Consider the following 14,999-nt stretch of genomic DNA (forward strand, 5'->3'; position numbering starts at 1 on the left):
TGTGTAATCATAAAAAAACCAGGCCACAAGGACCTGGGTCAAATTGTATTATTTGTTTTGTTTTTTGCGACGACCGAATAACAATAATGAACCTAATGCTGCGAATAATCCACCAAATAACGTTGCGTTATTTGAGCCGTTATTTTCACTACCTGTTTCTGGTAATGCTTTGGCTTTATTGTGATGGTCTTTAGTAGCACTCATTGGTTTCACAGGTGTATGTTTTCCTGCATCTGAATCTGAGTCGCTATCCGAATCTGAGTCGCTATCTGAATCTGAATCGCTATCTGAGTCTGAGTCACTGTCTGAATCTGAGTCGCTATCTGAGTCTGAGTCGCTATCTGAATCTGAGTCACTGTCTGAGTCTGAGTCGCTGTCTGAATCTGAATCGCTATCTGAGTCTGAGTCGCTATCTGAGTCTGAATCACTGTCTGAATCTGAGTCGCTGTCTGAGTCTGAATCACTGTCTGAATCTGAATCGCTGTCTGAATCTGAGTCGCTATCTGAATCTGAATCGCTGTCTGAATCTGAATCACTGTCTGAGTCTGAGTCACTGTCTGAGTCTGAATCACTGTCTGAGTCTGAGTCGCTGTCTGAGTCTGAGTCGCTGTCTGAGTCTGAATCACTGTCTGAATCTGAATCGCTGTCTGAATCTGAGTCTGAGTCACTGTCTGATGTATCTTCTTCGAAGTATCCATTATCAAGTGTGAAATCATCATGATCCGTAATTGTTACGTCAACTTCGCCACCATCTGCATCTTTATCATCTTCAGTTGTATTTGTACCTGTTTGTGTTAAGCCAGCAGGCTTTTCAAAAATAACTTTGTATTTACCGCTATCTAAATTATCGAAATGATATTTACCATTTTCATCTGTTTTAGTTGTTCCAATTACTTCGCCTTTTTCGTTTTGCAATGTAACTGTCACATCTTTAATACCCTTTTCAGTTGAATCTTGTTTGCCGTCTTTATTACTGTCGTACCAAACATAATCACCTAAACTATATTTTGGTGTTTTATAGAAACCACTGTCTAATGTCCAATTATCTGCATCTTTAATAACACCTGTTGTTGTTAAACCATTAGAATCTTTATCTTCAGCTGTAGTGTTTTTAACCGTTGGCGTGTAACCTGCTGGTGTTTCAAATTCTACTGTATAGTTACCATTATCTAAATCTGTAAATTTATATTTACCCGAGGCATCAGTAGTAGTTGTACCAATAACTTTTCCAGTACTATCTTTTAATGTAACCTTAACATCTTTGATACCAGGTTCATTAGCATCTTGGATACCATCTTTATTCGTATCTTCCCATACATAGTCACCAAGATTATATTTAGGTTCTTTATAAAAACCAGTGTCTAAAGACATATCATCTTTACCATTAATTTTAACAGTTACAGAACTACCATTTGAGTCTTTTTCACCATCAGTTGTTCCATTTTCTTTTGTTGGAAGATATCCAGCTGGCGTTTCGAATTTAACAGTATAAGTTTCTCCGTCTTTCAAACCACCGAATTCATAATGACCGTTAGCATCTGTTCTTACTGATTTTGTAGTACCGTCCGGGTAAGTTAATGTAACTAAAACGTTTGCCATTGGCTTTTCTTTTGAATCTGTACCTTGAACACCGTCTTTATCAACGTCTTCCCATACATAGTCACCAATTTTGTATAACTTTTCTTCAGGTTTAACAGTACCGTCACCACCACCAGAGTCAGTAGTTGATAAAATAGTATTAGTGTAACCTGCATATGATGAATAATTATATTTATTTGTTGTAGTCATTCTTACACCCTGTTGAACTGCTAAGTCATCCTCAGCACCCGGTGTATATTTACTAACAACTTTAACTATATATGCAGAATCAATGTCACCAAAATTAATATTAGCCATGTTAGTACCATAATTTTTATTAATAGTTACTGAATTGGTAACATCTTCATATTGACTATAATCATAAATTTTATTACTTTGAGGTAATTGTTGACCCGATGCAACTTTATAGACTTTAATTTCCGTATTACTATCAATTATAGTACTACCGTCTCCAGTATAATAATCACCATTATCTGCTACACCACCACTTTTTATAGTAACATTTGTGTTTTTAGCATTTAATTTTAATGGATTCACATAAATAGTCTGTTCTACCTCATGCTTAGTAGTATCTAAATGGCTAAATATAGATTGAATATTTGACTCATCTTTTACAATAGGTTTTTGATATTCAACTTTAACATTTTTACTAGTTTCTTTATCTGCTGTAGCAAATGTTAAATTTAAATTTGTTTCATTTGGGACTTCTTTCTTATCAATATATGAGTTTAGTTCTAATTTTGCATTGACATTCTCATATCTATCAACATAATCAGTAAATTTGTAAGTAATTGTTTTCGTATTTAAATCAAATGTTCCCTTCGCTATTACTTCACCTGATGGATCTGTAATATCAACTGGTGTGAAATCATCCGTAATATCTGAAGGAATTGTATGCTTATCATACTTTACTGTCATTGTATCCCCAGCTTTTACAGCATTATCAATTTTAAAATCGGATGTATAAATAATATGTTCACCGTCATGTGCTTGAATAACACCATCATCTTTAATACCTTCAGTAATCATCTGTTTCGTCACTGTAATTAAATCATTAACATTGTTTGAAGCAACTGCTGCTGGTTGTGCAACTGCAAAGCGTATTTTTGCGTTTACACGTTTTGGTGCAACACTTGTTGGAGCTGTAGCAACTGGTTTAGTTGAACGATCTGTATTGCTATCATTTCTAACTAATTCTTTTAATTTCTCAGGATTATTTTTAAGTTCTTCTTTTGACACATTTACTGGTTCTTTTGGATTAGTTGCATCTGTAACTTGATTGTCTACTTTTGAAGGCGTTGGTTGCGGTTGTGAATTTTCAATATTTGTAGATTCTTGAGGTGTAGTTGGTGTTGTTTGAATTTCACTTGTAGATGGTTTTGTAGTTACATCGTTATTTGTATTATTTGGCGCTTTCTTCTCTTCTAAAATAACAGATGTATCTTCTGTCGCAGTTTTATCAGTTGAAGGTTTAACATTTTCTTTTTCAATGTTTTGAGGCTTAGTTTCAGTTGAAGTTGTAGCATTATTTTGCTGTTGTTGAGTACTAGATGTAGTTGGTGCTTCTTTAGCTTCTTGGTGTGAATCAGTATTTGTTTCTTTCTTAATTGGATTTGTTAAATCATTTTTTTGTGTCGAATTATTTTCAGTTTCTGACACTACTTCTTTATTATCACTAGCCGATGCCTCATCTTGCTTAGCATTTTCTGTACTAGTGTTTTCAGCAGCTTTAGCTTCTTGGTTCCCTAGACCAAAAATCAATGTCGTACCTACTAAAATCGATGCAGTTCCTACAGTATACTTTCTAATCGAGAATTTGTTTAAGCGATTCGAAATCATACCCTTTTTTGTTATTGCCTTTTTGTTATCCCTGTTAATCATATAAATCTCCTTTAAAATATCAATATTTGCAAAAAACTAATATTTTTACATATAAAAATTTGTATTCCCATCGTAATACATTTTTAGATAAAGCACAATACTTTAAATAAATTTATTTATTTTCAACTGTTATTTTACACTTTGGTTTGAATAACTTAATTTTATTGATTTTTAATTATCTATTTACTTTTTATACTAATTGTTTTAAATGGTTTGAAACTGTGTTTAATTGTTTTTCTTATTTGTCTGTACTTTTAATATAAAGATGAATTAAATTTATGTTGATGTATGTTATATCTTTTAAAATATTGCACTATTTAATCTCAAACATAAGATACATTTCATAAATTTTGAAATAAAAAACCAGGCCTCACGGACCTGGTTTGGTTAAGCAAATTACTTATTCTGTTTTTTACGACGACCAAATAACAATAATGAACCTAATGCTGCGAATAATCCGCCAAATAACGTTGCGTTATTTGAGCCGTTATTTTCACTACCTGTTTCTGGTAATGCTTTTGCTTTATTGTGATGGTCTTTAGTAGCACTCATCGGTTTCACAGGTGTATGTTTTCCTGCATCTGAATCTGAATCGCTATCTGAGTCTGAGTCACTGTCTGAATCTGAATCGCTATCTGAGTCTGAGTCACTGTCTGAATCTGAGTCGCTATCTGAATCTGAGTCGCTATCTGAGTCTGAATCGCTGTCTGAATCTGAGTCACTGTCTGAGTCTGAGTCACTATCTGAGTCTGAGTCGCTATCTGAGTCTGAGTCGCTATCTGAATCTGAGTCGCTATCTGAATCTGAGTCACTGTCTGAGTCTGAGTCACTGTCTGAATCTGAATCGCTATCTGAGTCTGAATCACTGTCTGAGTCACTGTCTGAGTCTGAATCTGAGTCGCTATCTGAGTCTGAGTCGCTATCCGAGTCTGAATCGCTATCTGAGTCTGAATCGCTTTCTGAATCTGAGTCGCTTTCTGAATCTGAATCACTATCTGAGTCTGAATCGCTATCTGAATCTGAGTCACTGTCTGAGTCTGAGTCGCTTTCTGAATCTGAATCGCTATCTGAGTCTGAGTCACTGTCTGAGTCTGAGTCACTGTCTGAGTCTGAATCACTGTCTGAGTCTGATTCACTATCTGAGTCTGAGTCGCTTTCTGAATCGGAATCACTGTCTGAGTCTGAGTCGCTGTCTGATGTATCTTCTTCGAAGTATCCGTTATCAAGTGTGAAATCATCATGATCCGTAATTGTTACGTCAACTTCGCCACCATCTGCATCTTTATCATCTTCAGTTGTATTTGTACCTGTTTGTGTTAAGCCAGCAGGCTTTTCAAAAATAACTTTATATTTACCGCTATCTAAATTATCGAAACGATATTTACCATTTTCATCTGTTTTAGTTGTTCCAATTACTTCGCCTTTTTCATTTAATAAAGTAACTTTAACATCTTTGATACCTTTTTCAGTTGAATCTTGTTTGCCATCTTTATTACTGTCGTACCAAACATAATCACCTAAACTGTATTTTGGTGTTTTATAGAAACCACTGTCTAATGTCATATTATCTGCATCTTTAATGACACCTGTTGTTGTTAAACCATTAGAATCTTTTTCAGTATCATTTCCAGTAGTTACTGAAGTTGGTGTGTAACCTGATGGTGTCTCGAATTCAACTTTATAAGTTCCATTGTTTAAATCAGTGAATTGATATTTACCATTTTCATCTGTTGTTACTGTTTTTAAAACTTTGTCGTTTTCATCTTTTAACGTAACTGTTACACCTGAAATGCCCTTTTCATCTTTATCTTGAACACCGTTTTTATTTGTATCTTCCCATACATAGTCACCTAAGTTGTAAGTCGGTTTGTAGAAACCAGAGTCAATAGTATCGTTATCTTTATCTTTAATGACACCTGTTGTTGATGTACCATTTGAATCTATACCTTCATCAGTTCCTGAACCTACTTGAGTTGGTGTGTAACCTGATGGTGTTTCAAATTCAACTTTATAAGTTCCATTTTCTAATCCAGTAAATTGATATTTACCATCTTTATCTGTTTTAGTTGTTTGTAAAACTTCACCGTTTTCATTTTTCAATGTAACTGTTACGCCTGAAATACCTTTTTCAGTTGAATCCTGCTTACCATCTTTATTTGTATCTTCCCATACATAATTACCTAAATTATATTTTGGTGTTTTGTAGAATCCACTATCTAATGTCATGTTATCAGCACCATTAATAACACCTGTTGTTGTTAAACCATTAGAGTCTTTTTCAATATCGCTACCGGATGTTACTGTAGTCGGTGTATAGCCTTCTGGTGTAGTAAATTCAACTTTATAATTACCGTTATCTAAATCAGTAAATTTATACTTACCGTCAGCATCTGTTGTTACTGTTTTTAACACGTTACCGTTTTCATCTTTCAAAGTAACTGTTACACCTGAAATACCTTTTTCATCTTGGTCTTGGATACCATTTTTATTTGTATCTTCCCATACATAGTCACCTAGATTGTATTTAGGTTTGTAAATACCTAAGTCAGCAGATAAATTATCTTTGCCATTAACTGTAATAACTGATGATACACCGTTTGAATCTAATTCTTCATTATTACCTTGTTTTGAAGGGGTTACTTCATAACCTTGTGGTAAATTTGAAAATTCTACACGGTAATCTCCATTAGGTAAGTTTGGAATCAAGTATCCACCTTTGTCATCAGTAATTGTTCTTCCAACTTCTTTATTAGTTTTATTGTCATATGCAACCACTGTTACACCTTTTACTCCAACTTCCCCTAAATCTTGAACACCGTTTTTATTTGTATCTTCCCATACGTAGTTACCAATTTTATATACTTCTTGACCAGCGCCGCCACTTTGGTTATTAGTGAATCCTAAAGCATTACCAGTAGAAACGGATCTATTTCCATCAGAAGTCAAAGTTGCCATTTGAACAAGTGTTGGACTTTCACTAGTTGTATATTCAAATTTTGTATCCACCATAACTACATAAGAATTATTAATGCTACCAAAATCAACATTTACACTGTCATTAGCTCCGTATGTAATCTTATCTTTAAATTGTTCTGTTACATCTATTAGCTGATTTGTATTAACATCATAACCTTTGTTTAAAACATAGTCTTTTGGTGCTTGATAAATTTTAATTTTAGTTACATCTTTATTTATTTGACCTACATTGTCAGGATAATCCTTATGATAAGCTTCAACTTTTAATTTAGCATTTGTTAAAGATTTTTCCGATGGATTTACATAAACAGTCTGTTTATAGTAACCCGGGTCTTCTGCATTACCTGCGTGTGAGACAGTTTCAGTAAATGCTGAACCTATAGAATTATTATCTCTAGAAACATAATCTGGGTATTGAATGTTTGCAGTAGTCTTTGTTGTATCATTCCCAATCGTTACATTAAACTCAACATCGTTTTTACTAACTGGAATTGTATCAGCATCCATATAAATTGAATAATTAATTCCCATTTGTACAGAATTAAATCTATCGACATAATCTGTAAATGTATATGTAATTAAATTATTTGCAGTATCATGTTTTGCAGTTGCAATTGTTTCCCCATTATTTGGATCTTTTATATCACCAATATTTTTAATATCTTCTGGATTCAATCCATATACTTGTACTGTATCTGAGTATTTTATTGTGAAATAATCACCTGATTTAACTTTGTCATCAACTTTAATTTGTGATTTTAATGCTAGATAATCTTGTGGTGGTACGATTTTATTGTTTTTATCTGCATCAACGACAGTTAATGTTGTATTTGATGTGATTAAATCATTAACATTTTTAGAATCTGTTGATGATGGTTGTACTGCTGCCATACGCATTCTCGTATTCAAACGTTTAGGCGCTGTGCTTTTCGGCTTTATTAATTCTGAACTATTTGCATTGTCAGTATTATCTCTTTTTTCTTCTACATTTCTTACTTCTTCACTATTAATTTTTAAGTCATCTTTACTTACATTAATTGGTGCTGACGACATTGTTGCATTTGCAGTTGTGTTATCAGTATTTAATTGCTGTGAATTAACTGTAGTAGTAACTTGATCATCTGAAGTTGCATTATTATCATCAGTTTTTTTAACATCCGACGTTTGTAATTTTCCATTTTCAGATGGTTGAGAGTTATTATTTTTTTCTAAAGCGACACTATTTTCTACTCTAGTTACTTCTTTTTGATTAGCAACTTTATTAATATTCTCATCTTTTAGTTGCTCTGTATCAACTTTACTAGTATTACCGTCATTATTTAGTTGCCCTGTATCAACTTTTTTAGACACTTGATCATTATTTACTGATGTTGCATCTTCCTTCATTTCCTTGTTGGTTACTTCTGCAGCTTTAGCTTCTTGGCTCCCTATACCAAAAATTAATGTTGTACCTACTAAAATTGATGCTGTTCCCACTGTGTACTTTCTAATCGAAAATTTATTTAATCGATTTGATACCATGCCTTTTCTTGTCATTGCCGTTTTATTTTCTCTGTTTAGCATTAGATTACTCCTAATTCATCAAATTTTTAAATAATACAATTGTTTTAAATACAAAAATGTATATCAATATAGTATTACATTTTTAGATAAATCACAATACTTTAATTATTTTTCTTTATCGTAAAACGTTATTTAACATTTGTAGTTAAATAAAAGTTTTTATGAGTTTTGTAATTTTTATTTAATTATCATAAGAAATAGTATTATTTGCCCTTAAAATTAATATCTTAGCTTTTCTAATTCATAGACAATTACATTTCTGTAACAAATTAAATTATATCTATTCCTTAAAGATTTTTTGTTTTATATCTGGAAATTTCTAAACAGAAAAACCAGGCCACAAGGACCTGGGTCATATTGTATTATTTATTTTGTTTTTTGCGACGACCGAATAACAATAATGAACCTAATGCTGCGAATAATCCACCAAATAACGTTGCGTTATTTGAGCCGTTATTTTCACTACCTGTTTCTGGTAATGCTTTTGCTTTATTGTGATGATCTTTAGTAGCACTCATTGGTTTCACAGGTGTATGTTTTCCTGAATCTGAGTCGCTATCTGAGTCACTGTCTGAATCTGAGTCACTGTCTGAATCTGAGTCGCTATCTGAGTCTGAGTCGCTGTCTGAGTCGCTATCCGATTCTGAATCGCTGTCTGAATCTGAGTCGCTTTCTGAGTCTGAGTCGCTGTCTGAATCTGAATCACTATCTGAGTCTGAGTCGCTGTCTGAATCTGAGTCGCTGTCTGAGTCTGAGTCGCTTTCTGAATCTGAGTCGCTGTCTGAATCTGAGTCGCTATCTGAGTCTGAATCGCTGTCTGAGTCTGAGTCGCTTTCTGAATCTGAGTCGCTATCTGAGTCTGAATCGCTGTCTGAGTCTGAGTCGCTGTCTGAATCTGAGTCGCTGTCTGAGTCTGATTCACTGTCTGAGTCTGAATCGCTATCTGAGTCTGAATCGCTATCTGAATCTGAATCACTGTCTGAGTCACTGTCTGATGTTTCTTCTTCGAAGTATCCGTTATCAAGTGTGAAATCATCATGATCCGTAATTGTTACGTCAACTTCGCCACCATCTGCATCTTTATCATCTTCAGTTGTATTTGTACCTGTTTGTTTTAAGCCAGCAGGCTTTTCAAAAATAACTTTGTATTTACCGCTATCTAAATTATCAAAGCGGTATTTACCATTTTCATCTGTTTCAGTTGTACCAATGACTTCGCCTTTTTCATTTTGCAAAGTAACTTTAACACCTTTAATTCCTTTTTCAGTTGAATCTTGTTTGCCATCTTTATTACTGTCGTACCAAACATAATCACCTAAACTGTATTTTGGCGTTTTATAGAAACCACTGTCTAATGTCATGTTATCAGCGTCTTTAATGACACCTGTTGTAGTTAGTCCATCAGAATCTACAGCATCATCAGTTCCTGCATTTACAGTAGTTGGTGTGTACCCTGCTAGCGTTGAAAATTCTACACTGTAAGTCCCATTTCCCAATCCTGTAAACTGATATTTACCATTTTCATCAGTAGTAGTACGATCTAATTCTTTACCGTTACTATCTTTAAGAATGACATAAACACCTTTAATCCCTTTTTCATTGGCATCTTGTTTACCATCTTTATTTGTATCTTCCCATACATAGTCACCTAGATTATATTTCTTTTGGTCGCCATTAGCAGTTGATGAGCCGTTTACACTTGAATAACTGTTCGACCAACTGTATTTAGTTTTGTCTGTATCTAATGTATAATCAATTTTTCCATTATCTGTTGATGTATTATCTGGATAAGCAACTTGTTGAATAATATATTGTTTATTACTATTTGTTTGACCATTCATTAAATCAACTGTTGCAGTCTTATTATCATTGCTGTATGTGATTTTGAATTTATCAGTAACATCTATAAGTTTTGAAGTATCAGGTGTAAAGCTATCAACAAATTGATTTTGATCTGTCACTTCATAAATTTTAAAGTTTTTTGCATCTGGATTAAATTTATAACCTGTTAAAGTACTAACAAATGTTTCTTTTGTGTATGTATTTTTAGGTTGATTTACATAAACAGTCATATTTCGTGATAAATCTTCATTATTGATATAGTTTGTACTTGAAATAAGCGGTTGTGCTTTTTTATTACCATAATCGACGATGATTTCTTCGCTATACGCATCATTACCTAAAGTTACTTCCATTTTATAAGCAGTTTTATCAGTTGTTGCATTTTCACGTTTCGCAAATGCAACTTGTTCAAAGCTACCACTAACATTTGTATATTGATCCACATAGTTCGTAAAAGTATATGTTGTTGTGTTTGTTGTACTATCATAAATACCTTTTGCAATAATATTACCTTGGGCATTATATAAATTTTGAGTTTGTGAAGGTAATCTTACAGAACCCGGACGGAAATACTGTCCATATTTAAATGTAAATGTATCGCCCTCTTTAACAGAATCATCGATTGTGTAATTCGCTTTTAATTTTAAAACATCACTAGAAGTCGCCCAAAATTCAGTTTTACCTGTTGTAGAATTGACATGTCCTTTATCAATAGCAATATCAATATTTGAAAAATGAACTTTATCATTTACATTTGTACCTTGTTGTGGTGCTGCTACTGTGTTCACAGCCATACGGTTTAATGTTCTTGGTTTAATAGTCGTTGTTTTAGGAGTAGCTGAAACATCATTAGCCTGCGTTGAAATATTTTGAGCCGCTAAATTATCTTTATTTGCTGTCGCATCGTTATTTTTTTTAGTTGGTTGTGTAGAAGTTGTATTTTGAGGTTCTTCAGTAGTTTCTTTAACTGAAGTATTATCAGACTCATTTACTTTTGGTTGGTTTGACGTTGTACTTTGTTCAACATTATTTTGTTGACGACTATCAACTTTTTCAGTTGTTTTATTCTCACTTGGAGCTGTCGCTTCATTTTTTGATTGATTTAATTCTCCATTCGTATGTTCTGCCGCTTTAGCTTCATGACCACTTAACCCAAAAATCAATGTTGTCCCCACTAAAATTGAAGCAGTACCTACAGAATACTTTCTTATCGAAAATTTGTTTAATCGATTTGGTATCATGCCTTTTCTATTTGTTGCTGTCTTTTTATTATTCATTTAATAATACTCCTTTAAAATATCAAAATTTGATAAATATAATATTTTGCATATAAAAATTTCTGCCTTTCTATCTTAATACACTTTTCGATAAAGTACAATGTTTTAATTTTTTTCTTTTATTTTACAATGTTATTTATAGTAAATATTAATATGCATTTCAGATTAAGAATTGCAATTTTTAATACTTTTTTTCTTCCATTGTTTTAAATTATTTATCTATATTTTTAAACTTTCCTTTTAATCTAAGCTTGTTTTCAATTCGCTATTACATCTTATTTTATTTAATAACATTGCTCACAATAGTAAACTCAAAGGCTTACTATTGGTGCATTAGAACAAAAAATAGGCATGTGACTTAAAAGCATTCTCAATGAAATACCTTAAGCTACATACCTATTTTTAATGTATATTTACATATTTTTTAATTTATTTTAAATGTTCATATGGGCTATTATTCACAAAAGATACAATTTGATCGACAAATAATCTTGCTCGTAATTGGAATTCACTATCATTTAAGTAATATGAACCATCTTCATTTTTAGCAAAATCAGAATCATGTGTTGCTATTTGAGTTGGTACTGCAATGCCTAGTAAACTTCTGACGATTACTCTTAAATGTGACAATGGCTCTGAACTAACAATTCCACCACTATTTCCTATTAAGCCTACAGGTTTCATTTTAAAATAATCCATATTTAGATGATCTAATGCATTTTTCAATATTCCAGAATATGAACCATGATAGTTTGGCGTTCCTAATATTAAAAAGTCCGCCGCCATTGCTTTCTCTTTTAAATCTTTCATATTTTGTTTGATTTCATCAATAGACGGTGTTGTTCCTGAAAAATCTAATTGATTTAACGGTTTTTCTGCTAAATCGAATATTTCCGCTTCAATATCATGTGTTTTAAAATGCTCAGTTAAGTATCTTGCTAGTGCACTTGTATGTGAATTCACTTGTGCACTGCCAATAATAATTAATCCTTTCATATTTGACCCCTCTTTTTTATTAAACTTGTTGTTCACGTAATAATTTCATAATAGCTTTTCCAACACCACTATTTTCATTCGTATCTGTGACATATTTCGCTATTTTTTTAACTTCTTCAGCACCATTTTCCATCGCAACTGGATAGCCAACTTTCTCTAACATTGATACGTCATTTAAATTGTCACCTATTGCCATGACATCTTTCATTTCAATCCCTAATCTTTCGGCAATTGTTTCTAGCGCAATGCCTTTTTGTGCATCTGAATGCGTTATTTCTATATTTCCTCTCGAAGATGATGATATAGGTAAATTCGGAGATTCAGCTAAAATTTTACTAGCTTTGTCAATTTTTTCTAAATTTCCATCAAATGCTAATATTTTCATAATTAATTCACCAGGTATGTTTTCAATAGCATCATAATTATCAACAACTTTCAACGTACCATTATCTATGCGTCTTTGAATACCATTTTTAATACGCTCAACGTTTGCGTGTTGACCTGCACGCTCAGCAATATCTATGTAAATGTCTAAATCTCTTTGTGGATCTTCAGTATAAATCGCACGACTCGTGTATACTTGATAATAAATACCTGCATCTTTTAAAACATTTGTAATTTTGTGTACTAACGATTTATTAAGGTGTGAAGTGCTCATTACATTGAAAGTTTCATCACGTACTTCAGCACCATTCAAACAAATATATGGTACTGTTAAATCTGTGTCAGCAACTGGTGCTTGTGCTTCATAAAATGCTCGACCTGTCGCGATAACAACCGTTATCCCTTGTTCTTGAGCGTATTTAATCGCATCAATATTAGGTTGAGAAATTTCATGTGCTGCATTAAGTAGCGTGCCATCCATATCAGTGGCTATTAGTTTTATCATTATGTTACCTCGTTTCGTAAATTTAAAATCTTGTTCTTACATAAGAATATATACTCAGTGCACATACTTTTCTATTAACATTTATATTGTCATTAATTTATCATATAATGTAATTCTAACAAATTTTAATTAGTATGTACTATCGTCTAATTGGTGGATTTCTTATTGGCTCTTAAGTTTTTAAAAAATGTTGTTAATAATGTGCTACATGCTTCTTTAAGTACACCTTTATCAACAATTGCACGATGATTAAAATTAGATTGTTGCAATAAATTCATTAAACTGCCACTACAACCACCTTTAGGATCATCTGCGCCATAGACGACTCTTGGAATGCGACTCATTACAATTGTTCCTGCGCACATGACACATGGTTCTAAGGTTACATATAATGTGCAATCTTCTAAACGCCAACTACCTAACACTTTGGCTGCACGTTCAATTGCAATATGTTCAGCATGCGCCGTTGGTTGTTGTAGTGTTTCTCTTAAATTATGTGCTCTAGCGATAACTTCATCATCTTTAGTGATGATAGCACCTATAGGTACTTCGCCTAGTTGAGCTGCCTTTTTAGCTTCTTCAATCGCTAATGTCATAAAATATATATCATTTGTCATTTATGTCCAGATACCTCACTTATGGTACAATACTCAATGTCTATTTTAACATTTGGAGATGTGAATATGAACAAACCTTTTATAGCAATTGAAGGTCCTATTGGCGTAGGTAAATCTTCACTTGCACACAAATTAAGTCAAACTTTAGATTTTTATGAAGAAAAAGAAATCATCACAGAAAATCCATTTTTATCAGACTTTTATGAAGATATCTCTAAATGGAGTTTTCAAACTGAAATGTTCTTTTTATGCAATAGATATAAGCAATTTCAAGATGTAACACAACTAAATCAAGGTGTAGTTAGTGATTATCATATACATAAAAATAAGATATTTGCTAAAAATACTTTGAGTTCTGTTGAATTTCAGAAATTCAGTAAAATTTATGATATTTTAACTGAAGATATGATTATGCCGAATATGATTATCTTTTTAGATGCAGACCTTGATGTGTTAAAATCTAGAATTGCTAAACGTAACCGTAGTTTTGAGCATCAAATAGAAGATGAATATCTGTTAAAGTTAAAAAAAGATTATCGTGAGTATTATGAGTCCTTACAAAGCAATGGTTCAAATGTAGTTTTAATCGATACAACTTCTATTGATTTTCTAAAAAATGAACAAGATTACGAAGATATATTACATATTATATTACCTATGATAGGAGATATTACCAATGAATAATTACGGTATTCCACAAAATGCCATTATAACCATTGCAGGTACAGTTGGTGTTGGGAAATCAACACTAACGCAAGCACTTGCAGATAAATTAAACTTTAAAACGTCTTTTGAAAATGTCGAACATAATCCATATTTAGATAAATTTTACAGCGATTTTGAACGATGGAGTTTCCATTTACAAATTTATTTCTTAGCTGAACGCTTTAAAGAACAAAAGCGTATGTTTGAATATGGTGGTGGCTTTGTCCAAGATCGATCAATTTATGAAGATGTTGATATTTTTGCAAAAATGCATGAAGAAGAAGGCACAATGAGTAAAGAGGATTTCAAAACATATTCAGACTTATTTAATGCCATGGTCATGACACCTTATTTTCCTAAACCTGATGTAATGATTTATTTAGAATGTAACTATGATGAGGTCATTGATCGTATTATTGAACGCGGTCGCGAAATGGAAATTAATACAGACCCTGAATACTGGAAAAAGCTATTTAAACGCTATGACGATTGGATTAATAGCTTTAATGCATGTCCTGTGGTACGTATCAATATTAATGAATATGATATCCATAAGGACCCCGAATCTTTAAATCCTATGATAGACAAAATTGCTCGAATTATTCAAACATATCGACAAGTAGATACACGATAAAAGACTAAAGACATAGCGTA

The 14,999-nt window shown here is 32.7% G+C and carries 8 protein-coding genes; 2 read left to right on the forward strand and 6 right to left on the reverse strand.

All coding sequences use genetic code 11. The features are described 5' to 3' along the window. Positions 1-48: 48 nt before the first annotated feature. From sdrE to tadA, 6 genes are all read right to left on the reverse strand, one after another. Entirely contained in the window at positions 49-3,480 is a 3,432-nt protein-coding gene (sdrE, locus tag NST10_RS07255; protein ID WP_111015059.1) for an MSCRAMM family adhesin SdrE, read from the reverse strand. Between the two features lie 396 nt (positions 3,481-3,876). Beyond that, positions 3,877-8,019: an MSCRAMM family adhesin SdrD gene (gene sdrD, locus NST10_RS07260; protein ID WP_339209179.1), complete on the reverse strand. Its 4,143-nt coding sequence runs from the start codon at positions 8,017-8,019 to the stop codon at positions 3,877-3,879. A 362-nt stretch (positions 8,020-8,381) separates the two neighbouring features. Further along, the gene (locus NST10_RS07265) at positions 8,382-11,138 is read right to left on the reverse strand and encodes an MSCRAMM family adhesin SdrC (RefSeq protein WP_061390750.1); all 2,757 of its coding nucleotides are present in this window, start codon (positions 11,136-11,138) and stop codon (positions 8,382-8,384) included. Between the two features lie 429 nt (positions 11,139-11,567). Further along, on the reverse strand, positions 11,568-12,134 hold the full coding sequence (locus tag NST10_RS07270) for an NADPH-dependent FMN reductase (protein ID WP_000677261.1): 567 nt from the start codon (positions 12,132-12,134) through the stop codon (positions 11,568-11,570). Positions 12,135-12,153: 19 nt separating this feature from the next. After that, positions 12,154-13,023 carry a Cof-type HAD-IIB family hydrolase gene (locus NST10_RS07275; protein ID WP_339209184.1) on the reverse strand — a complete coding sequence of 290 codons (870 nt, stop codon included), beginning with the start codon at positions 13,021-13,023 and terminating at the stop codon, positions 12,154-12,156. 146 nt (positions 13,024-13,169) lie between these two features. Further along, the gene (gene tadA / locus NST10_RS07280) at positions 13,170-13,640 is read right to left on the reverse strand and encodes a tRNA adenosine(34) deaminase TadA (RefSeq protein WP_000180278.1); all 471 of its coding nucleotides are present in this window, start codon (positions 13,638-13,640) and stop codon (positions 13,170-13,172) included. Between the two features lie 66 nt (positions 13,641-13,706). Between tadA and NST10_RS07285 the strand changes: the two genes are divergently transcribed. Together NST10_RS07285 and NST10_RS07290 are read left to right on the forward strand one after the other, a co-directional pair. Continuing rightward, positions 13,707-14,324, forward strand: coding sequence for a deoxynucleoside kinase (locus NST10_RS07285; protein WP_001039519.1), 618 nt, complete (start codon positions 13,707-13,709; stop codon positions 14,322-14,324). Then, the gene (locus NST10_RS07290; RefSeq protein ID WP_001067261.1) at positions 14,317-14,979 is read left to right on the forward strand and encodes a deoxynucleoside kinase; all 663 of its coding nucleotides are present in this window, start codon (positions 14,317-14,319) and stop codon (positions 14,977-14,979) included. The genes NST10_RS07285 and NST10_RS07290 overlap by 8 nt, the downstream gene beginning before the upstream one ends. Positions 14,980-14,999: the final 20 nt, after the last annotated feature.

This window comes from Staphylococcus sp. FSL W8-0305 (assembly GCF_037966415.1).
In the GTDB taxonomy this organism is placed as follows: Bacteria; Bacillota; Bacilli; order Staphylococcales; family Staphylococcaceae; genus Staphylococcus; species Staphylococcus aureus.

Bases quoted from the DNA above. Each gene is read 5' to 3' on its own strand.
- NST10_RS07270 (WP_000677261.1), bottom strand. From the start codon at position 12,134: ATGAAAGGATTAATTATTATTGGCAGTGCACAAGTGAATTCACATACA.
- sdrE (WP_111015059.1), bottom strand. From the start codon at position 3,480: ATGATTAACAGGGATAACAAAAAGGCAATAACAAAAAAGGGTATGATT.
- tadA (WP_000180278.1), bottom strand. From the start codon at position 13,640: ATGACAAATGATATATATTTTATGACATTAGCGATTGAAGAAGCTAAA.
- NST10_RS07275 (WP_339209184.1), bottom strand. From the start codon at position 13,023: ATGATAAAACTAATAGCCACTGATATGGATGGCACGCTACTTAATGCA.
- NST10_RS07285 (WP_001039519.1), top strand. From the start codon at position 13,707: ATGAACAAACCTTTTATAGCAATTGAAGGTCCTATTGGCGTAGGTAAA.
- NST10_RS07290 (WP_001067261.1), top strand. From the start codon at position 14,317: ATGAATAATTACGGTATTCCACAAAATGCCATTATAACCATTGCAGGT.
- NST10_RS07265 (WP_061390750.1), bottom strand. From the start codon at position 11,138: ATGAATAATAAAAAGACAGCAACAAATAGAAAAGGCATGATACCAAAT.
- sdrD (WP_339209179.1), bottom strand. From the start codon at position 8,019: ATGCTAAACAGAGAAAATAAAACGGCAATGACAAGAAAAGGCATGGTA.